Below are 22280 nucleotides of genomic sequence, written 5' to 3'. Positions count from 1 at the left end.
ACCAGGCTAGCGTGGACACGAAAAAAACCCTTGATTTCTCACGAAATCAGGGGTTTTCTGTCATTTAAGAGAAGGAAGTTTCGCCAACAGCCTCATGCTGTTCAGGATCACAAGGATTGCCGCCCCGGTGTCGCTTAGTACGGCAAGCCACAGCGTGAGCCAACCCGGGAAGATCAATGCGAGCGCAATGAATTTAATGAACAGCGAAAACACGATGTTTTGCTTGATAATGGTCATCGCCTGCCGACTCAGACGAATCGTATGCGGAAGCTTCTCCAGATTATCGGCCATAAGGACAATGTCGGCGGTTTCCATGGCGGTATCGGTGCCCGCCCCTCCCATCGCGATCCCAAGATCTGCCGTTGCAAGCGCGGGAGCATCGTTAATCCCGTCGCCGACCATTGCGATCTTATAGCCTTCCTGCTGCATTTGCTTTACGGCATCCACCTTTTGCTCCGGGAGCAAATCGGCGAAGTACCGGGTAACCCCGGCCTGCCCGGAAATTTTCTTTGCAGTCCCTTCATTATCGCCGGTAAGCATAATGAGCTCCCGGACGCCCGCCCCTTTCAGCTTCGTAACCGCGTTTACCGCAACGTCGCGAATGGTATCCGCAACGGCGATCATACCGAGCAGCGAATCGCGCGTACCGACCAGCACAATCGAATTGCCGTCGGTCTGCAGCTGAGCTGCTTTCTGTTGTATGGACTGGATCTGTACATTCATGTCTTGAAACAACTTCAGGTTGCCGGCGAAATATTCCTTCCCTTCGATCGTAGCTTGCACGCCCTTCCCGACGATGGCTCGAAAACCTTCTCCTTCCCGAAGGGGAACGTTCTTCTCGGCTGCATACTTTACGACCGCTTGCGCGATCGGGTGCTTCGATTCTTCCTCCAGCGTCCGAGCGATCGACATAACCGTTTCCACAGGCGCGCCGTACGCTTCGACGAAGGTCACTTTCGGCTTCCCTTCCGTTAAGGTGCCTGTTTTATCGAACGCGATCGCATCGATCTTGCCTGCAATCTCCAAGAAGGCGCCGCCTTTGATCAATACGCCGTTCCTCGCGGCGTTGCCGATCGCCGACACGATCGCTACAGGCGTAGAAATCACGAGAGCGCATGGGCAGGCAACGACCAGAAGCTCCAAGCCCCGATAAAACCATTCCGCCCACGTCCCCCAACCGATCAATGGAGGAAACACGATGACGAGCAGCGCGACGATAAAGACGACGGGAGTATAGATTCTCGCAAACCGATCGACGAACGCCTCCGTAGGCGCCTTCTTCTCTTGCGCCTCTTCGACAAGCCGAATGATCTTCGCGACCGTCGTATCCTCGACCAGCTTCGTCACTCTGATTTCTAAGGAACCCTCTTCGTTGATCGTACCGGCATACACGGGGTCGCCAGGTTCCTTATCGACAGGAACGGACTCCCCTGTAATCGGCGCCTGGTTTACGGTTGAAGTTCCTTTCCGAACTTCTCCATCCAACGGAATTCTCTCGCCCGGCTTCACGACGACCGCGTGGCCGATGACGACTTCCTCCACCGGGACGCGAACCAACCCTTCCGGCTTGACCAACCAAGCCTCCGGCGGCGTCAAATCCATCAACTTTCGGATGGAGTCCCTTGTTTTATCGATCGATCGGTTTTGCAATACATTCCCGATTGCGAATAACCATACGACCGTAGCGCCCTCGAACCATTCTCCAATCAGCGCCGCCCCGATCGCCGCGGCGCTCATCAAGACGTTCATATCCAAGGATCGGCTCTTCAGCGCATAATAAGCGCTCTTTACCGGCTTATATCCGCCTGCGATCATTGAAACAATATACAGGAATGTCGTAAGGCCGGAGGATACGCCGGTTAGAGATCCGACGAAACCCAAGAGAAGCGTGACGCCAGACCATGCGACCAACCAATTCCCGGATAAACCCGGCGTGTCGGCTTCCGCCGCCGTTTTCCGCTTCCTAGAGGCGGGCGCTGCCTTATAACCGACTTTCGCAACTTCGTTTACGATATCCTCCACCGAATTATCGTGTTCGATGCGCATCTTCCCCGTCGAAAAGTTGACCTCGACTCGTTTTACGTCCGGCAGCTTCTTCAGATGATTCTCGATGGTGAGCGCGCAAGAGCCGCAGTCCATCCCTTCAATCTCGTAGGTCTTCAATGTCGATCCCTGAATACCGGACGAAGACGCCAGCGGATGCTCCGCCTTGCTTCCCGCGTCGCCTGAACAGCAAGACTCCGTCTCTTGTTTCTCTACAGCGCAGCAGGAGCCCTCCCCGGTTTCATCCGAGCAACAAGATGATGCCTGCTTCGCGGACGCATCTTGGGATTGAGAAACCATTGTAAAATCCAAACTTTTATATTTAGGTTTGCTGCTTGCTTCCTTACTCGGAGCGCTGCAGCAATGATCTATCCGATCTTCGCGACTCATTGGACACCGCTCCTTTTACGCAAGCGCTTTTCTCTCTTTACTATGCTCTAAAGCCATCGAAATCAGCTGTTTTATAGGCTCGTCATCCATAGAGTAAAAAACGAGTTTGCCTTCCTTTCGGTATTTCGCTAATCCAAGATTCCGCAGCAATCGTAAATGATGCGATGCATTCGGAATCGTTGTTCCGATGACGTTCGCAACATCGCAAACGCACAGTTCATCCGTTCGACAAAGCATAAGTGCAATTTTCGCGCGCGTATCATCCGCTAAAGCCTTAAAGATCTTCGTCATACTTACCGTATCGTAGGAGGCGAGTTCCAGCTTCAGCTTCGAAACCTTCTCTTCGTCGTAACAAAACACATCGCAAATATCGCTCATGCTTGGCACCACTCATTCTCATATTGATTTGAATATAGGATAGCATACCCCTATACATTATTCAAATATGTATTTAAATGTTCAAACGAAAGAGCTTTCTTATTAAGCGCATTTCTAATGCTTAATAAGAAAGCTCCCATAAAGAAGAGACCTCTCAGCTCAGAGAGGTCTCTTCTTCGCATATGTGGAAACCCATGATGTAATAAGGGCTAGTCGCCCTTATTACATCATGCCGCCCATACCGCCCATGCCGCCCATGTCCGGCATGCCGCCGCCAGCGCCCTTCGGCTCCGGCTTGTCGGCGACGACCGCTTCGGTCGTCAGGAACATTGCTGCAACGGAGGCTGCGTTTTGCAATGCCGAACGCGTAACCTTCGTCGGGTCGACGATGCCGGCTTCGAACATGTTGACCCACTCGCCCGTAGCGGCGTTGAAGCCTACGCCGAGCGCTTCCTTCTTCAGACGCTCGACGATAACGGAGCCTTCGAGGCCCGCGTTGAACGCGATCGTGCGAACCGGCTCTTCCAACGCGCGAAGCACGATGTTGACGCCCGTTTGCTCGTCGACGTTGTCGCCCTTAACGGCTGCTACTGCGTTGTATACGTTCACGAGCGCCGTACCGCCGCCGGACACGATGCCTTCTTCTACCGCTGCGCGAGTAGAGTTCAGGGCGTCCTCGATGCGGAGCTTACGCTCTTTCAATTCGGTTTCCGTCGCCGCGCCGACTTTGATGACGGCTACGCCGCCGGCGAGCTTCGCGAGACGCTCTTGGAGCTTCTCCTTGTCGAACTCGGAAGTCGTCTCTTCCAGTTGCGCGCGGATTTGGTTCACGCGAGCTTGGATGTCGCTCTTGTCGCCTGCGCCGTCGACGATGATCGTGTTTTCCTTGGACACGCGAACTTGACGAGCGGAGCCGAGCTGATCGACGCGAGTGGACTTCAGGTCGAGACCGAGCTCTTCCGTGATCACTTGCGCGCCCGTCAGAGCGGCGATGTCTTGCAGCATCGCCTTGCGGCGGTCGCCGAAGCCAGGCGCCTTAACGGCTACGCAAGTGAACGTACCGCGGAGCTTGTTGACGATGAGCGTCGCTTGCGCTTCGCCTTCGACGTCTTCCGCGATGATGAGCAATTGCTTGCCGGATTGAACGACCTTCTCGAGCACCGGAAGGATCTCTTGGATGTTGGAGATCTTCTTGTCGGTGATCAAGATGTACGGGTTGTCGAGCACGGATTCCATCTTGTCCGTATCCGTGATCATGTACGGCGAGACGTAGCCGCGGTCGAACTGCATGCCTTCTACGACTTCAAGCTCCGTCGTGAAGCCCTTGGACTCTTCGACCGTGATGACGCCGTCGTTGCCGACCTTCTCCATCGCGTCCGCGATCAATTGGCCGACTTCTTCGTCCGCCGAGGAGATCGCCGCGACTTGCGCGATCGATTGCTTGCCTTCGACGCCCTTGGAGATCGCCTTCAACTCTTCTACGGCCGCGCGTACGGCCTTCTCGATGCCCTTGCGAACGACCATCGGGTTTGCGCCCGCGGTAACGTTCTTCAGACCTTCGCGGATCATCGCTTGCGCGAGAACCGTCGCCGTCGTCGTACCGTCGCCCGCGACGTCGTTCGTCTTCGTAGCGACTTCCTTCACGAGCTGCGCGCCCATGTTCTCGAATGCGTCTTCGAGCTCGATTTCCTTCGCGATCGACACGCCGTCGTTCGTGATGAGCGGGCTGCCGAACTTCTTCTCGAGCACGACGTTGCGGCCCTTCGGTCCGAGCGTGACTTTCACTGCGTTCGCAAGCGCGTCCACGCCGCGGAGCATCGAGCGGCGGGCTTCTTCGCTAAACTTGATTTCCTTAGCCATCGTAAATTCTACCTCCTAGATTGTCTTGAAAATGCTTGTCCGTGCGTATGTGTAAACTGCGATCAGCCGAGGACGGCGAGAATGTCGCTCTCCCGCATGATCAACAATTCGCGGCCTTCGAATTTCACTTCCGTGCCTGCGTATTTCGAGAAAATCACACGGTCGCCTTCCTTCACGTCGAGCGGAATGCGCTCGCCGTCTTTGTAGGCGCCAGCGCCGACGGCGACGACTTTGCCTTCTTGCGGCTTCTCTTTCGCCGTCTCCGGCAATACGATTCCGCTAGCCGTCGTCTCTTCTTTCGCGATGGCTTCGATGACTACGCGATCTCCCAAAGGTTTGATCATGACAAAATGGCCTCCTTCAAATATGGTTCTCCAAGGTTTCCCTTTTTGTTAGCACTCGCATGTGGTTAGTGCTAACACTCACGATTCAAATTTTACTCATTTCCCGGACCGATTTCAAGGGGACAGAGCAAAATTTTTTCCCGTCTTTTGACACCTTCACCATTGTATCCTTCCGTTCTATGCTTTAGTCCCGATCGGAAGGACAATCCGGCGGCAGCATCGGCACTTGATTGCGGTCGCTGATGCTGAGCTTCGCGAAAATATTGCTGATATGATTTTTCACCGTGTTTTCGCTGATCGCGAGCTCCGTCGCGATCTCCTTGTTGCTCATCCCGTAGTTGATGAGCCGGATGACTTCCTTTTCCCGCTTCGTCATCTTCGCCGCTTGATCGTCCGCCGCCTCTCCGTCATCTCCCTCCTTCTCGCCGTTCTCCGCCGCGCCTCGGCCGAGGCTGGTCGCATCGATCGAGATGCCGAATACGCCCATCACCTCCGCGCCCTCGACCGCGGGGAAATTCGTCACCTGGAGCGGTACCACTCTCCCGTCCTTCCGTCGAATCCGAATTTCGTAAGACGACGCGCCCCCGTTCGCCGCTTTCTCGACATGAGCTCTCGTCTTCTCTATGTCTCCGGCCCATACGACCTTCTCGAACGATTCCCCCAACAATTCGTCCGAGCGGTATCCCGTCAGGCTCTCCAGCTCCCGGTTCACCTTCAGGAACCGCCCGTCCAATCCGATGCAAACGACGGGGCCCGGATGATGATCGAAGAGGAAGTCGTACTTCTCGTTCTCGTCGTATCGGAAGCCGAACGCCCGCTTCTCCGCCGTCCGCTGCGCCATAAAGACGATTTTCGCATGCTCCTGTCTTACGCTCGCGGCGATGATCATATGAAAGTCGACCCAACTTCCTTCCTTATGCCGCAATCGGACTTGATGCCGGTACGGCGTCTTCAAGTCCTCGGAGCGGCGCACGCGGAGGAGGAACATTTTCAAATCGTCCGGATGATACAGCTCTAGCAGCGAACCGTTCTCCAGTTCTTCCGGTTCATACCCCAGCAGCCTTCCCGCCGTATGGCCGACGTATTCGAACTTCAATTCCTCGTTTACTACCCCCGTTAAGGTGTCGAGGCCGTTGTCCGCCGATTGCGCTCCGTTCTCGCCGGAGATCGAAATCTCGAGCAAATCCGCGCACTTGTCGAGCCATACCTCTTCCATCCCGTCCGGATCGGGCCCTTGTTCGGATTTCCTAGTCAGGGTCAGACGCCCTAGAAGGGTCCCATCCCACAGGATGATCTCTCTGGTTCTTGGGACCGCGCTAGGAATCGGCTCGAACGTTTGCGCCGCCGGCGCCGGGTCGAAGCGAATCGCCGTATGCGGGAACAACGTCGGCGTCAGATGCTGAAGAATAGGGAGCAGCATATCGGAGGGCATGCCGGATATCGTCAGCAGCGACAGCGGCCGGAAGACGCCTGTAATCATCCGCGTCATCCGCAGGCTAGTAATATCCCTAAGGAACGTAACCCGGTATCGGGTAAACTCGTCGATCTCCACTAGGCCGGTAATCGCCTGGGCCAGACGGACGCCGCCTTCCGCCGAAGTCAGATCCCACTCCTCCTCCCTCCCGTGCGGCCCATCGTTCACAAAGCGCCGGGCGTGCTCCGGAACGACTTGTCCCAGCGGCGCTTCCGACAGCTCTTGCTTGGATTTCCCCAGCAGTTTGCATGCTTGGTCGTTGACGTCCGCAATGGTTAACGCGGGATCCGGCCTTAGCACCAAGATCGCATTCATCGCCCCGGCGAAAATGCTGCTGTACAACGTTTCGCTCTCCAACAACGCTTCCAGCCGAATCCCGGCGCGCCTCGCGAAATGGTAGGCCGCGAGCGTCAACGTGAACATGACGCATAACACCACGACGACGGTTCTGAATAAGTTCCCTTCGTCGATTCCCGTCGGCGCCTCGGCGCCCATCGCCCCGATCGGGATCGCCGTAGAGCCCGCGATCGCGAGGAAGTGCATGCCGACCATCGACCCGCCTAACCAGAGGGAGCTCCACGCAATGCGAAACCTCGTGCGACGGAACCGTTCGTAATTGAACAGCCGGAACCCGACATGGCTGGCCGTAAGCGCGAACAAGATGGCGGCCAGCAGCAGCGTGTGGTCGTAAGCCAAGACCGCGTTCATCTGCAAGGCGGACATGCCGATCAAATGCAAGGAGCTGACCCCCATCGTGACGACCACCGTACCGATGAAGCTCCGCACCCCTTCCGACAGCGGCAGCGAGACCGGCACTAACGCAGCGTACGCGGACAGAATGGGGACGAACAAGGAAATAAAGACCAGAGGCGCGCTGTACGTCATCTCCAACCCTTCGAAGCGAACGGTAAGCATCGCTACATAATGCATCGCCCAGCTGCCCGTCCCCATCACCACGGACGCGATCAACATCAGGCCTAAGTTGACGCTGGCCAGCTTGAATGTGCTTTTCGCCGTAATCGAGAGCGCGAAGTACGAGCAGCCGACGGCGAATGCGAAAGAAGCAACGATCATGAGGATCTCCATCGATGTAAGTTCCCTCCCCCGGTAACTACACTATATTTTGATTGACCAGGGGTTATAACAAGGACTTGGCACCATTTTCCGCCGGACGACCCGATGAAAAATGGACCACACGTAGCCTAGCTATGCGGCATATATGTATAGTGTCATCATGAATTTCCTAGGAACACCGGAAGGCGTACTAGGAAATCGCCGATCCGCTTCGCGAATTTCAAGTAGGACGACAGGTGTCGTGGGGTGTGGAAATGGATAAACTATATGCTTCCTCCGGAATACCGGCTGGGAGCTCTCCGATGAGCGAACGCGAGAGCAATATCATGCTCGCCTTGGCGCGGCTTAGGTTTATGACCACCCGCCAAATCCACCAGCTATACGGCTACGCCGGCAGCCACGGCCTCAGCGTGACCCGCAGAAGGCTGCACGAGATGGAGTCGGCCGGTTGGGTGAAATCTTGGCAGCCGTCGAAATACGAACAGAAAATCTATTATTTATCCCGCGGCGGCGCGCTTGAACTGGAATACCGGAATGGTGCGGAAGGCGTGCGGACGTTTCGGAAATCGGAGAGGTCCATTCACTACTCCCTTATCGCCGAAGTGTTCGTCCGGTTGCGGACGGCGGATCCGGGAATCCTCCGCGCGTTCGACGTGGAGCCGAAATTCGAGAAGATCGTTCCCGACGCGTACGTCGAACTCGCGTTGGATTCCCGTCCCTTCGCCCTCTTCCTGGAGCTGGACCGCAATACCGAGAGCGCCGGTTATTTGCGGGATGTGAAGATGGAGAAATACCGGAACTGGTATGCGACGAAAGCCGCGTCCTCCGCGCTCCCTTCGCTCCTGGTCGTAACCAGCACCGAATACCGGAAGACGTTGTTCGACCGGATCATAGAGCACTACGGCTTACCGGCAGCCTGTTATACGATCGATGAATTCGTCCTCTCCCCGGTGCCGTGCGTGAGAAGCTTATCGCGGCTTCGTTCCGAATCCTGACCATCCGGCAGCCCGGAAATTCCGCTCCTGACGAGCGAATAACCCCCGTTCGCCGACCGTCTCCGTCAAATAACGAATGCCTTCCGCATGATCGCCCACGATGCGCTCCACCGCCGGCGGATGACCGCTCGCCGCGAAATGCTCTTCCGGCCGGATCCGATTCATCCGATCCACGTCCGTACGCGCGACGTTGCCCGCGGAACAACCGAGCAGCAGTCCCTTAACCTGCGCCTTCACCGGGGAGAGGAACGTCTCCCGTCCGATCCGGTCGGCCGCCCGTCGATGCACCGCGTGAGGCACCGCGATGAACGAACCGACGCCGAGGTCTTTCCGATTCAGCGTGAGATTGACCCCGTATTTGCAGGCCGTCACGAGGTTATACGGAAATCGGATATCCAAATAATGGTTCAGGTCGTTCAATGCGAGATCGACGCCCGACGACACCGCCTTCGCGTACCGATACAGATGCGCGGCCGGCACCGCGAAGTCGCCGTCGATGAACAACAGAATGTCGCCCGTCGCGGCGAAAGCTCCGACCGCCCTGCCGACATCGTTCCCGAGCCTCTCCGGAAAATGAAGTGTCGTCGCTCCTTCCTCCGCCGCGATGGAAAGCGTTCGGTCGCTCGAGCCGTTGACCACGACGATGATTTCGTAAGGCTCGATCTTCTTCGCCTCGCGGATACACGAACGAATCGTCGCTTCTTCGTTCTGCGCCGGAACGATAACCGACAGACGCTCTCCCCCGTACAGCGCGGAAGAGGGGCGGGGCCGCGGGCGCGACACAATCGGCAGGGGCATGGCGCCCATGCAGAGCCGCTCCGCGATGTCCCTTCTTCTGCCGCCGTCGCCGAAGCCGCCCCGCGGATCCTTCCATACGGCCGACAACGCCGCTAAGTGGTCGCCGATCATTCGCTGCTCGGAGACCGACAGCAGGCCCGGAGGCGCGTCGTGCTCCGCCGGCCGATGCCGGTTGCGCGCGATGACGTCGATGGAACGGGAACGGTCGATGCGGAGCGGGGAGCCGGCCGCCAATAGATGCGCATGGATCGGATTCGCAAGGGTCTCGTAGCCGACGGCGCGGGCCGCCTCCCTCGTCATCGCGTGCGGGACCGAGAGCAGGGAGTCGATCCGGAGATCGTCTCTCCGGATCATGGCGTTCGCCATCTGTCTCCATATCGTCGTGCTGTGCGGCCGCCGCGGGCGAACGAACAACGGATCCATATTATTTAATGCGACATCCGCCTTGCCCGACACGACCGGTTCGAGGAACGCGCGCAGCTCATTGGATGCGATCGGCACGTCGGCGTCGAGAAATAGCAGCGCCTCCCCGCGCGACGCCCCGGCGCCGACCGCTCGCCCGACGTCGTGCCCGAGCGCATGCTCGAACTCCAACACTCGGCAGCCTAATTTCCGCGCGATCGCCGCCGTGTCGTCGGTGCAGCCGTTGGCGACGACGACGATCTCGAGCGGCCGCAGGTTGCTCGCGGCCGTGACGACGTCGTGAATCGTGCCGGCTTCGTTCCTCGCGGGAATGATGACGGATAAGGTTCGCCGCATTTCGATCATCCTCCCTGCTTCCGATTCCCTTGATACCACTGCAAGGTGAGCCCCAAGCCGATGCCTAGATCCACCTTCGGCCGATACCCGAGCAGCGACTTCATTTTGTCGGTCGTCGGCAGACGTCTCGGAATCTCCTCGAAGCCGTGAGGGTATACCGACGCATAGGGGACCCTAACGATCTTCGAGACGCTCTTCGAGATCGACTTCACCAATCGGGCCACTTCCATGATCGGAATTTCGTGCTCCGTGCCGATGTTGACGATCTCGTTGTCGGCTTCCGGACGCAAGGCGCGAATCGTCGCCTCCGCCGCGTCTTCGACGTACGTGAAGCAGCGGGTTTGCGTGCCGTCGCCGTACACCGTGATATCGTCCCCGGCGAGCGCCGCCCGGATGAACTTCGGAATGACGCCTCCGTACGGACCGTCCTTCTGCCCCGGACCGTATACGTTGAAATACCGAACGACGGTCACCGGCAGCCCCTTCCGGCCGTACCCGAGACAGAGGAACTCCTCGAGCAGCTTCGCCGTCGCGTAGCTCCAGCGCAGCCTCTTCGTCGGGCCGTACAGCAGGTCGTCGTCCTCGGAGAACGGCGGGCGGCCTTTGCCGTACACCTCCGAGGAGGATGCGAACACGACCTTCCTGCGAAATTTCAGCGCCGATCGCAGCACGTTCACGGTGCCCTGCACATTGTTCTCGATCATCTCCGCGGGCGCGTCCATCGTCGTCTTCACCCCGAGCATGGCGGCTAAGTGAAACACGGCGTCGTGCTCCGCAACGAGCCGATCGACCAATTCGGCGTTCGTCGCGTTGCCCTTCACATAGCGGACTCCTTCGACCGCGCCGCCGCCGCCGGCGTTCGTATCCAACACCGTGACGTCGCAGCCCGCTTCGAACAGCCGCTTCGCGACGTGGGAGCCGATAAAGCCGGCTCCGCCCGTCACTAAACATCTTCCGGCCGTCAGCGTCATATCGCATCCCTCCGCATCTGGCGGCGCAGGACGCCGCGCGTGTCTACGACCCGCTTCGCGTAACTCTGCACCATCTCCCAATCGATGTCGGAATGGTCCGTCAGAATGACGACCGCATCCGCGGTACGAAGCAGCTCCGGCGTAAGCTTCTTGGAGACGTATTTTTTGCCGCCCGCGGTAACCGACGACACATGCGGATCGCTAAACTCCAACTCGTACCCTTGCGCCGCGAGCAGCGTAAAGACGTCGACCGCCGCCGATTCCCGGATGTCGTTCACGTCCTTCTTGTACGCCAGCCCGATCGCAAGCACCTTCCCCTGGCCCTTGCGCCAATCGGCTTTGCCGTCGCCGACGGCCCGCGCGACCCGTTCGGCGACGCGTCGCGGCATCTCGTCGTTGATCCGGCTGGCCGCGCCGATCAGCTTGCTGGCCGCGCCGAATTGCTTCGCCTTCCATTGGAAGTACAGCGGATCGACCGGGATGCAGTGTCCGCCGATGCCCGGACCCGGCCAATACGGCGTAAACCCGAACGGCTTCGTCGAAGCCGCCTGCAGCGTCTCCCAGAAGTCGATGCCCATCTTCTCGCAGATGCCGTCCAGCTCGTTGACGAGCGAGATGTTGACGAGACGCTGAATGTTCTCGAACAGCTTGCACATCTCGGCGACCCGCGGCCGGCTGACCGGCACCGTCCGACGGAATAAGCGCGAGTAGAGCGCGTTCACCCGTTCCAGGCACGCCTCCGTCAACCCGCTGACGACCTTCGGAATCGATTCGATCGGGAATCGGTCGTTCCCCGGGTCGATGCGTTCCGGCGAATAGCCGAGATAGTAATCGGTCCCCGCTTCCATTCCGCTCTCCTCCATGATCGGCCGGATGACTTCCTCCAGCGTGCCGGGATACGTGGAGCTCTCGAACACGACCGTCTGTCCCCGGCGCAGATGGCGAGCGACGAACGAAGCGGCCCGCTTCATGGCGGTCAGATCGGGGTCTCCCCGCCGATCGAGCGGCGTCGGCACGCTCACGATAATATAGTCGGCCCCGGCGATGACGCCCGTCGGCTCATCCGCCCAGAACGTCTCGGATCGCATCGCATGGCGTACCGCGGATGACGGAACGTCCGGAATATAGCTCTTCCCGGCGCGGAGCATCCGAATTTTTCGTACGTCTTTATCGAATCCCATGACGGGAAATCCCTTCTCGTGAATGTGCATGGCGAGCGGCAGGCCGACGTAGCCTAACCCCACCACGGCAACCTTCCAAGCCGAAGCCGGCTGCGAAGTTGGTTTCAAAGTCGCTCCCCCCCAAGTCGTTCTATAATGTCTCGATTCCGATCCCCGTCGAAGAAGCCGCCTCGAGGGTCGGTCATGCGAAGCACATAATCGATCGCCTCGACATGGTCCCCGACGATGCGCTCGAACGCCGGCACGGTCCCGTTCCGCAACACGTGATCCGGTCGAATGCGGTTCGGCGTCACGACGTCCGTATAATGGACGTTGCGCACGACGAATCCGCCCCGGATCGCCTTCGCCTGCGCGAGCGGCGGAATCATCAGGCTGCGGAAGCCGATCGCGTCGATCACCCGGCGGCGCACCGCGTGGGGCACGGCCGTCATCGAGCCGTTCAGCAGCTCCGGCCGACGCAAGCAGCAATTCAGGATATATTTCGCCGCGCTCACCGCGTCCAGCGGCATGCCTTCGCGGTAACAAAGCGTCGTTAAATCGTTCAGCGCTACGTCCGTCCCGGCTTCCGCCGCCCGGATATACGCTTGTAAATCGTTCGCGGGAACGACGAAGTCGCCGTCGATGAACAGCAAGACGTCTCCCGTGCTGAAGGCGGCGCCGACGGCTCTGCCGACGTTATGCCCCAGCCGCTGCCGGAACGCGAGGACGTTGGCGCCGACGCGCATCGCCTTGTCGACCGTCTCGTCGTCCGCTCCGTTCGCGACGACGATAATTTCGTCGACGCCCGCCCGTCTCGCCTCCCGCACGACCTCTTGGATCGTGCTTCGCTCCTCGCCGACCGGGATGATCGCGCTTCGCTTCGCCTTCCGCGGCCGATCCGGCGCTTCGTACGCCCGAAGGAAGTCGCGGTTGCGGGCGCCGTCCGTCAACCCGGCCCGGGGGCCGAATCGGCGGATCGCATAATGCAGCGCCTCCAGGTGGTCGCCGAGGATGCGCTCCGTCGACTCGGGGAACGGCGAGTTCCCCTGTCTTCGGATGTGCATCGTACGCGGCTTATTCGCATGCACGACGTCGACGGAGCCGGCCATGACGATCGAGAGTCCCCGCTCGATCGCGATCGCCTGTGCGACGACCGGGGCGGCCAGCCGCTTCCAGCCGATCGTCTCGAGCGCCTTCCGGCTCATCGCGTGCGGAATCGCGAGCAGCGAATTGCCGGCTAGATCGATGCGCCGCATGACGCGATTGAACACTTTCTTCGCCAGCGTCGTATAATGCGGTAATCCCGTGGCGTTCAACCACGCCAAGTTATTGAGCGCGATGTCGTGGCCGTTCTCGATCGCCTCGACGAACGGACGCAGCTGCTCGCTTCGGACCGGAATGTCGCCGTCCAGGAACAGCAGCGCGTCGCCGCGGGCGTAGTACGCCCCGACGGCCCGCCCGATGTCGTTGCCGAGCGCGCGCTTGAATTCGTGAACCGTGCAGCCCAGCTCCCTGCACGCCTCGGCCGTTCCGTCCGTCGAACCGTTCGCGACGACGATGATTTCGAGCGGCGACAGCTTCCGGACCTCCCGGATGACGGCGCCGATCGAAGACGCCTCGTTTTGCGCGGGAATGACGACGGATAGCTTCCTGTGCCGGCGGCTCATACGAACAATCTGACGTACGCGATCGCGTCCATCCGCACGGTGACGTCCTCCGCCCCGCCGTAGCCCGGGTATTGGGCGACGCGAACCGTGACGGCCGCGCTCGCGACGCCGACCAGAACGCCGGACACCGTCTCCGCGGACGTGACGACTTGAACGCGTTCGTTCAGGCGGGCGCGCAATTCGTTTTCGAACATAACGATCATCCTCTCCTTAGAAAATGGTTACAGCGGCCGAATCGAGACGACGTTCGCGAACGGCACGAGCAGGATCGTGTTCGCCGACTCCCGAATGACCATATAGTCCTCGCCGACCTCCACCAGCGTCCCGCTCACGGGTCCCGCCGTCGTCTCCGTCCGAACCGCTTCGTTGAGCAGCCCTTGGGCGATCTCGCGGAACGGCTCGCCGCCGGCGGCGGCGGCGCGGAGGAATCTTGCGAACCGATCGGAATACAGCTCCCGATGGATGTCGCGGCGGATGTCGCGGCGCAGCTCCCGGCGGACCTCCCGCAGCTCGCGACGGTGTTTCTTCAGCTCGCGCCGGATGCGGCGGGCGCTTCGGCGGATGTCCTTGCGAAGCGCGCGAACCGTCCGGCCGGGCGGCCGAGAAGTCCCTCTCCCGGCTCCGCGGACGTTCGCTTCGCCGTTCACCTTGCCTTCGAATGTGACTTTCATGCGGCCTCTACTCCTTTACATGCTTGGATTTCGAAGGATCGAGAGCGGCGCGTTCGACGTCTCTCTCGCCTTTCGATAGTCCACCCTATGTCGGGAGAAGCGTTGCGGTATGGGTAAGCGTCGGAGTGCGGAGGAAAATGGGGAAAAGCCCCGGGGAAAATGCCCGACGGACAAGCATTTCACGTGCCGCCGCGGGAGGCGGAACGAGTTGCGGCGGGGATGCGCGACAGGCATGCGAACCGTGAGGAAAATGTGCTGTCGTGCAGCGAACGGTAAAGCTTCTTAACGGTAGCTGCCGCCGAGATGGCTGAGCCGAGAGCGAAGTACGCAAGGCAGGCGGCGGGACGCAGACGGGGTGCGGCGAGGATGTGTGGCAGGCATGCGAACCGTAAAGAAAATATGCTGTCGAGCGGCGAAGGGTAAAGTTTCTTAACGGTAGCTGCCGCCGAGACGGCTGAGCCGAGAGCGAGGTACATAAGGCAGGCGACGGGACGCAGAACGGGTGCGGCGGGATGCGCGGCAGGCATGCGAACCGTAAAGAAAATGTGCTGTCGAGCGGCGAACGGTTAGGCTTCTTAGCTGTAGCTGCCGCTGCTGAGCGAAGGTCAATCCAGGAGAAGGAGCACGGGAACCAGCCCCCCTCCCACGGGTATGCCCTGTGCGCACAATACCTGCCAAAAAAGAAAGACGAGCCTCCGCGGCTCGTCTTCCCATAGAACGACTATTATTCGGGCAATCGTTTGTCTTCCTTCTTCGGCTCCGCGACGATCTCGCCTTCGACGACGTTGCGCGGCGCGGCGGCGGTCGAGGACGCGACGCGGGAATCCTTCCCCGAATCCGTCTTGTCGTCGTCGTCCTTCAGCAGCTCCTTCGTGCCTTCCTTGAACTCGCGCAGCGTCCGTCCGAACGCGCGGCCGAGCTCCGGCAGCTTCTTCGGGCCGAACAGAATGAGCGCGATCAGCACGATCAAGATGATGCCTGGCAATCCTATGCTTTGCATGGCGATACCGCCTCCTCTATTTAATCAACCCGCCGTAGCCGAGCCGGACGATGTCGGATCGCTCGATTCGCTCGCCGGCGCACACGCGGGGCAGCAGGACGTCGAACGACGTGAACGGCTCGTAGATGACGGCGCCGGGCAAGCCGAAGATCGGCGTGCCGCCCGGCAAGTAACCGAACAGCATCATCGAGCCCGGCAGCATCGGGGTGCCGTACGAGACGATGTCGGCGCCGGCTTTCTTGATCGCGCCCGGCGTCCGGTCGTCCGGATCGACGGACATGCCGCCGGTCACGAGGATCAGATCGACGCCGCTCGCCTGATAGTAGCGGATATGTTCGACGATGCTGTCCGTGTCGTCCGGCGAGAAGCGCTGCTCCGCGACCTCCGAGCCGAGCGCCGCCAGCTTGTCCCTCAGCACGGGGCCGAACTTGTCGTCGATGCGGCCGGTGAACACTTCGCCGCCCGTCGTAACGATGCCTGCCTTCAGGCGGCGGAACGGTTTCACCGCGACGATCGGCGCCCCGTTCGTTCGGTAACGATGCTGCTGCGCCGTCGTTTCGAATCGGGAGACGGTCGCCTCCTCCACGACGAGGGGCACGACTCTCGCCGCGGCGAGCGCCTTGCCGGGCTGAACGACCGCGTCGTTCACGATCGTGCTGAACACGACGTGTTCGATGTCGTTGGCCAGGTGGACGAACGTTTCGTCGATTTTCGCCAACCCTAGAATCGTAGATTTCAAGCTGACCTTGCCTTCGCTCGGCTCGGTCGTCTCGATATAATCTCCCGCGGTCGCGCGAGCCATTCGGATCGCGGCGTCCTCCTCGTGCACCCAGCCCTCGGGTACGTCGAGAATGTAAATATGCTCCTTGCCGATATCGAGCAAGAGCGGGATGTCTTCTTCGGCGATCGTATGCCCTTTGCGGAAGGCCCGTCCCTTGAATTCGCCCGGAACGATGCGCGTCAGATCGTGGCCGAGCCGCAGCCCGACCGCGTCCTGCACGCGCACTTCCTTCATCAGATGCTCGGGTTTCATTCCTCCGGCGCCTCCTCTTGTCCCGACAGGCTTCTCATCGCCGCTTCGAGGTCCGCCATGATCGCCATCATCGCCATGCTGACGCCCTTCGGTCGGCTCGGCAGATTGACGATGAGCGTGCTGCCGCGAAGGCCCGCCGTGCCGCGGAACAGCGCGGACGGGATGCGGCGCGACGCCTGGTTCCCGCGTATGAGCTCGCCGAAGCCGGGAATTTCCCGGTCGACGACCTGCCGCGTCGCCTCCGGCGTCACGTCGCGCACCTGCAATCCGGACCCGCCGGTCGTCAAGATGAGGTCGGCTTGATGATATTCGGACATCTCGATCAAGGCGGCCATCACCTCGTCCATCTCGTCGGGCACGACTCGATCCTCGATGATGTCCCCGTGCAGTTCCTCCTCCACCAGCTCCCGGATGACGAGCGCGCTCGTGGACTCCCGCTCCCCTCGGGCGCCGCGGTCGCTGGCGGTCAGAATCGCCACTTTCCATCGCATGGTCTCTCTCCCCCTCGTTCTTGCAGCCCAAAGATGCCGCCGCCGGTCATTCGCGGACGAAATCTCCGCTCTTGCCGCCGGTTTTCCGTTCGAGCCGCGTCGGCCCGATCGTCATCGCCTTGTCCATCGCCTTGCACATATCGTAGACCGTCAGCGCGGCGACGGAGACGGCCGTCAGCGCCTCCATCTCGACGCCCGTGCCGCCCGTCGTCCGCACCGTCGCTTCGATCCGGAGCGTCTCCGCCCCGTCGTCGTCGAAAGCGATGTCGACGCCGGTAATCCGGATCGGGTGGCACATCGGAATGACGTCCGACGTCTTCTTCGCCGCCATGATGCCGGCGACCTGGGCGACCGCGAGCACGTCGCCTTTGGCCGTCTTGCCGGCCTTAATCGCCTGCAGCGTCTCCGGCCGCATGACGACGGCCGACGTCGCCGTCGCCGTCCGTTCGGTGTCGGCTTTACCGGATATATCGACCATCCGGGCGCGGCCTTGTTCGTTGAAATGCGTCAGCTCCACTGATAAGCTCCTCCCGTCTTGCAATCGATGATGCCTTCCTCCGTCAGCAGGAAGCGGACGCGGACGTCGTGCGGCTCCGTCGGCACGACGTCGACGATCTGCGCCGCGAACGCGGGCGCGGCGAGAAGGATCGCGCCGGCGTCGATCGCGGCGCGGTGCGGCGCAAGGAGGCGATCGTAGTAGCCTCCGCCGTAGCCGAGACGCCCGCCGCGGGCGTCGAAGGCAAGCCCGGGGACGAGCGTCAGCGTCCCCGGGGTCAGCGCCGCCAGGGGCGCGTGCGGCGCGGGTTCGAGGATGCCGTACGTCCCCGGCATCAGCTCTTGTTCCCCTGCCACGTCGTGCAGGGTCATCGCCTTCGCGGCGGCGTCCACGCGCGGCGCCGCCACGGGGATGCCGCGCGCCCAGCACCAGCGCGCGAGCCCCGCGGCGTCCGCCTCCGAGCGGAACGCGGCGTACCACGCGAGCCGGCGCGGCCGCTCGCCGTCCGGCGGGGCGCCCCAGGCGAACGCGCCCGCCTCCCAAGCGGCGATCGCGTGCCGCGCGAGCCGCTCGGATCGCGCCGCGCGCTCCTTCGGCGGAATCGCGTCCCGCGCCGCGGTCATCCGCTCGCGCAGCTCGCGTTTGGATTCCGTACTCATTCCCCGCGGACCTCCCGATGACGACAGTCGTCCTGTTCTTTCTACATATTGTAACATACTTGGGGACAGGGACTGCAATCGAACGAGAGTCGCGTTTCTTGCGACTGGCGCGTTCGCGGCGATTCCGATACACTGAAAGTATTGGGTTTTCGCTTATTTTCGCGGAGGGACGTCATCATGTTATTGCAAGCTTCCGGCATCGGGAAACAATACGGCGCCACGGTCATCTTATCGAATATACATCTCCAGGTCGGCGAACGAGAGCGCATCGGGCTCGTCGGCGCCAACGGCGCGGGCAAGTCCACGCTGCTGCGCATCTTGGCCGGCGAGACGTCCTACGACGGCGGCCAGCTGTTCTACGCCAAGGGCGCGACGCTCGGCTACCTCGCGCAGGACAGCGGCTTGCAGTCCGACCGGTCGATCGCGCACGAGATGCGCGCCGTCTTCGCCGACCTACTCGCCGTCGAACGAGAGCTGCGCGACCTCGAAGCGCGCATGGCCGATCCCCGGCTCGCGGACGACGCCGCCGCTTACGAGCAAGTGCTGGCGCGGTACGCTTCGTTGTCCGAGACGTTCCGCGAGCGCGACGGCTACGCGATCGAAGCGACGATCCGCGGCGTCCTCCACGGCATGGGCTTCGGCGACACGCCGCCGGAGACGATCGTCTCCACCCTGAGCGGCGGCCAGAAGACGCGGCTCGCGTTGGCTCGGCTGCTGCTGCAGAAGCCGGATCTGCTCATGCTGGACGAGCCGACCAACTACCTCGACATCGAAACGCTGACGTGGCTCGAACAATACCTGCGCGGCTATCCCGGCGCGGTGCTCGTCGTCTCGCACGACCGGTACTTCCTGGACGCGCTCGTCGACATCATTTACGAAATCGAACGCACTTCTTCCAAGCGCTACGTCGGCAATTACTCCAAATTCGTAGAGCTGAAAGCCGCCGACTACGAACGGAACATGAAATTATACGAGAAGCAGCAGGACGAAATCGCAAGGCTCGAAGACTTCGTCCGCCGCAACATCGTCCGAGCGTCCACGACCAAGCGAGCGCAGAGCCGGCGCAAACAGCTCGAACGCATGGATCGGATCGACCGTCCGGGCGGCGAGCTGAAGCGAGCGTCTTTCAGCTTCGAGGTCGATCGCATCTCAGGCAAGGACGTGCTCGAAGTGCGCGATCTCGCCATGTCGTACGACGGCGGCGAGACGAAGCTGTTCCGCGGCGTCAGCTTCGAGGTGCGGCGCGGCGACTCCGTCGCGATCATCGGACCGAACGGAATCGGCAAGTCGACGCTGCTCAAGGCGCTCGTCGGCGACATGAAGCCGGCCGCCGGCTCGCTGTATTGGGGCGCCAACGTCTCCATCGGGTATTACGACCAGGAGCAAACCGGACTGACGCCGAGCAACACCGTTATGGAGGAGCTCTGGAACGACTACCCGGGTCTCGAGGAAGTTCGCATCCGGACCGTGTTGGGCAACTTTCTGTTCAGCGGCGAGGACGTGACGAAGCGAATTTCCTCCTTAAGCGGCGGGGAAAAGGCTCGCGTCGCCTTAGCGAAGCTCATGCTTAAGAACGCCAACGTGCTGATCCTCGACGAGCCGACGAACCATCTCGACCTCGTGAGCAAGGAAGTGTTAGAGTCCGCCCTGCTCGATTACGAAGGAACGCTGCTGTTCATTTCCCACGACCGTTACTTCCTGAATCGGATGGCGGATCAAGTCGTGGAGCTGCGTCCGGACGGCATTCGACATTTCCTGGGAAATTACGACGATTATCTCGAAAAGCTGCAGGAACTGGCGGAAATCAACAACGCGAAATCCGCCGTTTCGACAAAGTCGAACGCCGCTGTCGTCGAGCCGCCGCCGGCCGCTTCTTACGAAGCCGAGAAGCAAAACAAACGCGAAGAGCGCAACCGCCAACGGCGCATCGAACAGCTCGAAGCGGACATCGCCGCCGCGGAAACCGACATCGCGTCGATGGAAGAGCGCTTGACCGACCCGGCCGTCTATAACGACTATCTGGCGGTACAGCAGCTGCAAGCGGAGATCGACGCCCGGAAGACGCAGCTCTCCGCCAGGTATGCCGAGTGGGAAACGTTAATGCAATAAGTTGCACACGTTATCCACAAATTCGGGGTAACTGCCTGTGGATAATGTGCATAACATATAATTCACGGCGTTAAATTAACAAATTTTCATGTGGATAGATTCGGGGAGAAACTTTCTTTTCCACGTCGGAAAAGAACAACCCCCACGCGCGGGGCGACCGCCAAGGCCGGCTTGCCGACCCGGTGAGTTCCCTTCGGGGCCGTTTAGTCGGACTTTCTCCGACTATCCGCCCCAGCCGGGGGCCCCGAGCTCACGTAGTCGGACATTCTCCGACTATCCGCCCCATCCGGGGGCCCTGAGGTCACATAGTCGGACTTCCTCCGACTATCCGCCCCATCCGGGGGGCCCCGAGCTCACGTAGTCGGACTTCCTCCGACTATCCACCCCATCCGGGGGGCCCCGAGCTCACGTAGTCGGACTTCCTCCGACTATCCGCCCCATCCGGGGGCCCTGAGGTCACGTAGTCGGACTTTCTCCGACTATCCGCCCCATCCGGAGGACCCGAGGTCACGTAGTCGGACATTCTCCGACTATCCACCCAATCCGAGGGCCCCGAGGTCACGTAGTCGGACTTTCTCCGACTATCCGCCCCATCCGGGGAGCCCCGAGGTCACGTAGTCGGACTTTCTCCGACTATCCACCCCATCCGGGGGCCCCGAGGTCACGTAGTCGGACTTTCTCCGACTATCCGCCCCATCCGGGGAGCCCCGAGGTCACGTAGTCGGACTTTCTCCGACTATCCGCCCCATCCGGGGAGCCCCGAGCTCACGTAGTCGGACTTCCTCCGACTATCCGCCCCATCCGGGGGGCCCCGAGGTCACGTAGTCGGACTTCCTCCGACTGCACGCTCCACAGCTACACCATCACAAAGACATCGCCCCTTCCGTCCGCCGGGAGGGGCGATGTCTTTGTCAGCGAAACCGTACGCTTGCGACGCTGGAGAGCACGATCGGCTCCAGGACGCCGCGGACGCGCTGATGCACTTCGACGACGGCCACGACGGACGGTCCGTATACGGTGACGTCCACCCGCCGCGTCGTCTCTTGGCTCGTGCCTTCGCGCGCGACCACCGTTCGCCGCACCGTCGCGGGGTAGGCCGGCGCCGTCACGAACTCTAACCGATGAACGACGGGCGCGGCCTCCAAGCGGCCGCCTTCCGCCGGCTCCCCCGCCTCGTCCAACCCGAAGTTCAAGCGCAGAAATCGCGCGAACTCCGCCCGCCCGGCCGATTCGTCCCAGACCAGCCGACCGAAGGCGGCCTCCTGCATGTCCACGTGCAGCGCCGCCGCATGCGTCGCCCGGTCGAGCGCCAGCTTCGACTTCGTCTTATTCGCGGACTGCAGCATCCAATCGACCGACGTCGCCAGCAGCAGGACGGCGCAGAGCACGCTCAGCAGCGCGAACAATAGCACATGCGCGCCGCCTCGTTCGTCCCGAAGCAACGACGGCGGACGCTTACTCATACGCCTCGCTCTTCCCGTGCAGCACGACGCGGTACAAGCCTTCCTCACCGCCCGTCCCTCCGCCTAACAAGCCCAACAGTCGCGTGACGTTCGGGGCGGGATACGAGATCGTCACCGTCACGACGCCGTCCGGATCGTCGCGCAGCACCTTGCTTACCGTACTGCCGGCGAACGACGGATAGGCGACGCCGTCCCGCGTCGTAGGCTCGAGCCCCAGCTCCGCGAGCCGCGTCGCGGTCGCCGTCATCACTTCCGGACTGACGTAGCCGACCGCTTCCGCTTCTTTCAACGCGTGGTTCGCTACGACGTTCAGGTGGGTGCCCTTCATCAAATACACGAAAAACGGAACGCCCGCAAAGCAAACGAACAACAGCAGCGGAAATACGAATAAGGTCACCAGCAGCGTATCCGCGCCGCCTCTCTCGTTCATGCGCATAGCCTTCTC

Annotated in this window: 20 protein-coding genes; 2 read left to right on the top strand and 18 right to left on the bottom strand. The window is 61.0% G+C overall.

Annotated elements, in window-relative coordinates; genetic code table 11:
- Window positions 1-60: 60 nt before the first annotated feature.
- The 5 genes from FE782_RS11410 to FE782_RS11390 all read right to left on the bottom strand — a co-directional run bounded on the left by FE782_RS11410 (window position 61) and on the right by FE782_RS11390 (window position 7575).
- The gene (locus FE782_RS11410; protein ID WP_138194224.1) at window positions 61-2433 is read right to left on the bottom strand and encodes a heavy metal translocating P-type ATPase; all 2373 of its coding nucleotides are present in this window, start codon (window positions 2431-2433) and stop codon (window positions 61-63) included.
- A 15-nt stretch (window positions 2434-2448) separates the two neighbouring features.
- Window positions 2449-2811: an ArsR/SmtB family transcription factor gene (locus FE782_RS11405; protein ID WP_138194223.1), complete on the bottom strand. Its 363-nt coding sequence runs from the start codon at window positions 2809-2811 to the stop codon at window positions 2449-2451.
- Between the two features lie 222 nt (window positions 2812-3033).
- Window positions 3034-4671 carry a chaperonin GroEL gene (groL, locus tag FE782_RS11400; RefSeq protein WP_138194222.1) on the bottom strand — a complete coding sequence of 546 codons (1638 nt, stop codon included), beginning with the start codon at window positions 4669-4671 and terminating at the stop codon, window positions 3034-3036.
- 62 nt (window positions 4672-4733) lie between these two features.
- Complete coding sequence (groES, locus tag FE782_RS11395; protein ID WP_138194221.1) at window positions 4734-5015, bottom strand: co-chaperone GroES; 282 nt, start codon at window positions 5013-5015, stop codon at window positions 4734-4736.
- 184 nt (window positions 5016-5199) lie between these two features.
- Window positions 5200-7575: a PAS domain S-box protein gene (locus FE782_RS11390; protein WP_138194220.1), complete on the bottom strand. Its 2376-nt coding sequence runs from the start codon at window positions 7573-7575 to the stop codon at window positions 5200-5202.
- Between the two features lie 290 nt (window positions 7576-7865).
- Here FE782_RS11390 and FE782_RS11385 point away from each other — a divergent pair, with 290 nt between their 5' ends.
- A complete protein-coding gene (locus FE782_RS11385; protein ID WP_158299347.1) occupies window positions 7866-8558 on the top strand; it encodes a replication-relaxation family protein in 693 nt (230 codons plus the stop codon).
- Here the strand turns inward: FE782_RS11385 and FE782_RS11380 are convergent.
- The 11 genes from FE782_RS11380 to FE782_RS11330 all read right to left on the bottom strand — a co-directional run bounded on the left by FE782_RS11380 (window position 8532) and on the right by FE782_RS11330 (window position 18263).
- Window positions 8532-10115, bottom strand: coding sequence for a glycosyltransferase family 2 protein (locus FE782_RS11380; RefSeq protein WP_138194218.1), 1584 nt, complete (start codon window positions 10113-10115; stop codon window positions 8532-8534). The two genes, FE782_RS11385 and FE782_RS11380, sit on opposite strands and share 27 nt — an antisense overlap.
- Before the next feature lie 5 nt (window positions 10116-10120).
- Complete coding sequence (locus tag FE782_RS11375; protein WP_138194217.1) at window positions 10121-11086, bottom strand: NAD-dependent epimerase/dehydratase family protein; 966 nt, start codon at window positions 11084-11086, stop codon at window positions 10121-10123.
- Window positions 11083-12375: a nucleotide sugar dehydrogenase gene (locus FE782_RS11370; RefSeq protein WP_274388710.1), complete on the bottom strand. Its 1293-nt coding sequence runs from the start codon at window positions 12373-12375 to the stop codon at window positions 11083-11085. Before FE782_RS11370 ends, FE782_RS11375 begins: the two co-directional genes overlap by 4 nt.
- The gene (locus tag FE782_RS11365) at window positions 12372-13913 is read right to left on the bottom strand and encodes a glycosyltransferase family 2 protein (RefSeq protein ID WP_138194216.1); all 1542 of its coding nucleotides are present in this window, start codon (window positions 13911-13913) and stop codon (window positions 12372-12374) included. The genes FE782_RS11370 and FE782_RS11365 overlap by 4 nt, the downstream gene beginning before the upstream one ends.
- Complete coding sequence (locus FE782_RS11360) at window positions 13910-14107, bottom strand: hypothetical protein (RefSeq protein WP_439116432.1); 198 nt, start codon at window positions 14105-14107, stop codon at window positions 13910-13912. Before FE782_RS11360 ends, FE782_RS11365 begins: the two co-directional genes overlap by 4 nt.
- A 27-nt stretch (window positions 14108-14134) precedes the next feature.
- A complete protein-coding gene (locus tag FE782_RS11355) occupies window positions 14135-14584 on the bottom strand; it encodes a DUF2642 domain-containing protein (protein ID WP_138194214.1) in 450 nt (149 codons plus the stop codon).
- Between the two features lie 724 nt (window positions 14585-15308).
- Window positions 15309-15584: a twin-arginine translocase TatA/TatE family subunit gene (tatA, locus tag FE782_RS11350; RefSeq protein ID WP_138194213.1), complete on the bottom strand. Its 276-nt coding sequence runs from the start codon at window positions 15582-15584 to the stop codon at window positions 15309-15311.
- Window positions 15585-15600: 16 nt separating this feature from the next.
- On the bottom strand, window positions 15601-16617 hold the full coding sequence (locus tag FE782_RS11345) for a molybdopterin-binding protein (RefSeq protein WP_138194212.1): 1017 nt from the start codon (window positions 16615-16617) through the stop codon (window positions 15601-15603).
- Window positions 16614-17108 carry a MogA/MoaB family molybdenum cofactor biosynthesis protein gene (locus FE782_RS11340; RefSeq protein WP_138194211.1) on the bottom strand — a complete coding sequence of 165 codons (495 nt, stop codon included), beginning with the start codon at window positions 17106-17108 and terminating at the stop codon, window positions 16614-16616. Before FE782_RS11340 ends, FE782_RS11345 begins: the two co-directional genes overlap by 4 nt.
- Before the next feature lie 46 nt (window positions 17109-17154).
- Complete coding sequence (moaC, locus tag FE782_RS11335) at window positions 17155-17586, bottom strand: cyclic pyranopterin monophosphate synthase MoaC (RefSeq protein ID WP_238392453.1); 432 nt, start codon at window positions 17584-17586, stop codon at window positions 17155-17157.
- 29 nt (window positions 17587-17615) lie between these two features.
- Complete coding sequence (locus FE782_RS11330) at window positions 17616-18263, bottom strand: 5-formyltetrahydrofolate cyclo-ligase (RefSeq protein ID WP_158299346.1); 648 nt, start codon at window positions 18261-18263, stop codon at window positions 17616-17618.
- Between the two features lie 177 nt (window positions 18264-18440).
- Here FE782_RS11330 and FE782_RS11325 point away from each other — a divergent pair, with 177 nt between their 5' ends.
- Window positions 18441-20372 (top strand): ABC-F family ATP-binding cassette domain-containing protein, encoded by a 1932-nt coding sequence (locus FE782_RS11325; RefSeq protein ID WP_138194209.1) that lies wholly within the window; start codon window positions 18441-18443, stop codon window positions 20370-20372.
- A gap of 911 nt (window positions 20373-21283) precedes the next feature.
- On the opposite strand, the gene FE782_RS11320 is transcribed toward FE782_RS11325, so the two are convergent.
- Window positions 21284-21835 (bottom strand): hypothetical protein, encoded by a 552-nt coding sequence (locus FE782_RS11320; RefSeq protein WP_138194208.1) that lies wholly within the window; start codon window positions 21833-21835, stop codon window positions 21284-21286.
- The gene (locus FE782_RS11315; RefSeq protein ID WP_238392437.1) at window positions 21828-22265 is read right to left on the bottom strand and encodes a hypothetical protein; all 438 of its coding nucleotides are present in this window, start codon (window positions 22263-22265) and stop codon (window positions 21828-21830) included. The genes FE782_RS11320 and FE782_RS11315 overlap by 8 nt, the downstream gene beginning before the upstream one ends.
- Window positions 22266-22280 lie beyond the last annotated feature (15 nt).

The sequence above is a fragment of the Paenibacillus antri genome (assembly GCF_005765165.1).
Classification (GTDB): Bacteria; Bacillota; Bacilli; order Paenibacillales; family YIM-B00363; genus Paenibacillus_AE; species Paenibacillus_AE antri.
The sequence above is the reverse complement of the archived record's forward strand: the minus strand, read 5'-3'. Positions and strand labels throughout refer to the sequence as shown.

Coding starts and splice junctions, on each gene's coding strand:
- FE782_RS11410 (WP_138194224.1), bottom strand. CDS start 2,433: ATGAGTCGCGAAGATCGGATAGATCATTGCTGCAGCGCTCCGAGTAAG.
- FE782_RS11405 (WP_138194223.1), bottom strand. CDS start 2,811: ATGAGCGATATTTGCGATGTGTTTTGTTACGACGAAGAGAAGGTTTCG.
- groL (WP_138194222.1), bottom strand. CDS start 4,671: ATGGCTAAGGAAATCAAGTTTAGCGAAGAAGCCCGCCGCTCGATGCTC.
- groES (WP_138194221.1), bottom strand. CDS start 5,015: ATGATCAAACCTTTGGGAGATCGCGTAGTCATCGAAGCCATCGCGAAA.
- FE782_RS11390 (WP_138194220.1), bottom strand. CDS start 7,575: ATGGAGATCCTCATGATCGTTGCTTCTTTCGCATTCGCCGTCGGCTGC.
- FE782_RS11385 (WP_158299347.1), top strand. CDS start 7,866: ATGAGCGAACGCGAGAGCAATATCATGCTCGCCTTGGCGCGGCTTAGG.
- FE782_RS11380 (WP_138194218.1), bottom strand. CDS start 10,115: ATGCGGCGAACCTTATCCGTCATCATTCCCGCGAGGAACGAAGCCGGC.
- FE782_RS11375 (WP_138194217.1), bottom strand. CDS start 11,086: ATGACGCTGACGGCCGGAAGATGTTTAGTGACGGGCGGAGCCGGCTTT.
- FE782_RS11365 (WP_138194216.1), bottom strand. CDS start 13,913: ATGAGCCGCCGGCACAGGAAGCTATCCGTCGTCATTCCCGCGCAAAAC.
- FE782_RS11360 (WP_439116432.1), bottom strand. CDS start 14,107: ATGTTCGAAAACGAATTGCGCGCCCGCCTGAACGAACGCGTTCAAGTC.
- FE782_RS11355 (WP_138194214.1), bottom strand. CDS start 14,584: ATGAAAGTCACATTCGAAGGCAAGGTGAACGGCGAAGCGAACGTCCGC.
- tatA (WP_138194213.1), bottom strand. CDS start 15,584: ATGCAAAGCATAGGATTGCCAGGCATCATCTTGATCGTGCTGATCGCG.
- FE782_RS11345 (WP_138194212.1), bottom strand. CDS start 16,617: ATGAAACCCGAGCATCTGATGAAGGAAGTGCGCGTGCAGGACGCGGTC.
- FE782_RS11340 (WP_138194211.1), bottom strand. CDS start 17,108: ATGCGATGGAAAGTGGCGATTCTGACCGCCAGCGACCGCGGCGCCCGA.
- moaC (WP_238392453.1), bottom strand. CDS start 17,586: ATGGTCGATATATCCGGTAAAGCCGACACCGAACGGACGGCGACGGCG.
- FE782_RS11330 (WP_158299346.1), bottom strand. CDS start 18,263: ATGAGTACGGAATCCAAACGCGAGCTGCGCGAGCGGATGACCGCGGCG.
- FE782_RS11325 (WP_138194209.1), top strand. CDS start 18,441: ATGTTATTGCAAGCTTCCGGCATCGGGAAACAATACGGCGCCACGGTC.
- FE782_RS11320 (WP_138194208.1), bottom strand. CDS start 21,835: ATGAGTAAGCGTCCGCCGTCGTTGCTTCGGGACGAACGAGGCGGCGCG.
- FE782_RS11315 (WP_238392437.1), bottom strand. CDS start 22,265: ATGAACGAGAGAGGCGGCGCGGATACGCTGCTGGTGACCTTATTCGTA.